The following is a 1,521-nucleotide window of genomic DNA, read 5'->3' as shown; positions in this document are numbered from 1 at the left end:
GGCCCGTAGGTGTTGAAGATGCGCACCACCTTCACGGGCATGCCGTGCTGGCGCCGGTAGTCGAAGAACAGCGTCTCGGCGCAGCGCTTGCCCTCGTCGTAGCAGGAGCGGAAGCCGATCGGGTTGACCCGGCCCCAGTAGCTCTCGGGCTGCGGATGCACGTCCGGGTCGCCGTAGACCTCCGAGGTCGAGGCCTGCAGGATCTTCGCCTTCACCCGCTTGGCCAGGCGCAGCATGTTGATCGCACCCACCACGCTCGTCTTCGTGGTCTGGACCGGGTCGGCCTGGTAGTGCACCGGCGAGGCCGGGCAGGCGAGGTTGTAGATCTCGTCCACCTCCACGTAGAGCGGGAAGGTCACGTCGTGGCGCATCAGCTCGAAGCGCGGATGCCCGAGCAGGTGCGCCACGTTCCCCCGCGCCCGTGAAGAAGTTGTCCACGCACAGCACCTCGTGCCCCTGCCCCAGCAGCCGCTCGCACAGATGCGAGCCCACGAAGCCCGACTTGCCGGTAACCAGAATCCGCTTGATGGAATCGTACCGCATGAACTGATGACCCGGAGCGTGGGCGACCGGAAACGGCCCTACCGCCACATAGGCGCCTGCGCGCAACGGGTAAAGCTGGATGACGGACCTGATCTTCCCCGTCCGCGCCCCGCCCCTTCCGTTGCCGCCCGGGGCGCGATCGCGTAGCCTCGGCGGTCCAGTCCGTCCGGCGATTCGTGGGGCGATCCCGTCAACCCTGCGCGCGCGAAGAGCCGGTCGGTGAGCGAAGAGCCTGAATACCGGTCGCGCGAGACGATCACGCTGGCGACCGCCTGCTCCTACGCCCTGGTGCGCGCGGCCTTCCTGTTCGCGGAGCCCGGGAGCGCGGGGGCGAGGCTCGGCCGGGTGGCCCTGCTGCTCCTGGTGGAGCTGCCGCTCGTCACGCTGGCGGTCGCCCTCCTCGTCAACGGCCTCGTCCTGCACGTGCTGGGCGGGCGCCTCCGGGGGCGCCTCGGCCGGCGCAAGGCCGCGCAGGACGACGCGCCCGCCGCGCGCCTGAAGCCCTGGCCCTCGGGCGGCGAGACGCCGGCCCGCGAGCCGGACCGCGAGGGCTGAGGCGCCTCAGGCGAAGAGGCCCGCGCCGACCTGCTCGGGCCGGATCCCGGCGAGATCCACCGTTCCGCCCCCCGCCAGCACGAGCCGGGCGTCCCCGTCCGGGGTCCGGTCCAGCGCGTAGCCCTGTCCGCCGAGGCCGATCCGGTCCCCGCCCTCGGGCGCGAAGCCGAGGATCCGCACGCGGCCGGTGCCGGGGCCCATGACGTAGAGGTCGGCCCCGAGCCCGCCCACCAGCAGGGCGGTGCCGGCGCCCGCCACCAGCGTGTCCGCGCCCTGGCCGCCGTAGAGCGTGTCCGCGCCCGCGCCCGCGCGCAGGAGGTCGTCGCCGAGGTTGCCGTAGATCGCCGCGGCCGTGCCCGCGGCGGTGATCACGTCCTGCCCCTGGCCGCCGAACAGCGTGTCGCGCCCCGGGCCGCCGAGGAT

1 protein-coding gene and 2 pseudogenes are annotated in these 1,521 nt (G+C 73.0%); 1 reads left to right on the top strand and 2 read right to left on the bottom strand.

The genetic code is table 11. The features are described 5' to 3' along the window. A pseudogene (locus AX737_RS27840) lies at window positions 1-543 on the bottom strand (GDP-mannose 4,6-dehydratase); the annotation flags it as partial. A 219-nt stretch (window positions 544-762) separates the two neighbouring features. Here AX737_RS27840 and AX737_RS27835 point away from each other — a divergent pair. Further along, window positions 763-1,098: a hypothetical protein gene (locus AX737_RS27835; RefSeq protein WP_066927104.1), complete on the top strand. Its 336-nt coding sequence runs from the start codon at window positions 763-765 to the stop codon at window positions 1,096-1,098. Window positions 1,099-1,104: 6 nt separating this feature from the next. On the opposite strand, the pseudogene AX737_RS27830 reads toward AX737_RS27835, so the two are convergent. Beyond that, window positions 1,105-1,521, bottom strand: a pseudogene (locus AX737_RS27830) (hypothetical protein); the annotation flags it as partial.

The sequence above is a fragment of the Methylobacterium sp. CCH5-D2 genome (assembly GCF_001556475.1).
Lineage (GTDB): Bacteria > Pseudomonadota > Alphaproteobacteria > Rhizobiales > Beijerinckiaceae > Methylobacterium > Methylobacterium hispanicum.
The sequence above is the reverse complement of the archived record's forward strand: the minus strand, read 5'-3'. Positions and strand labels throughout refer to the sequence as shown.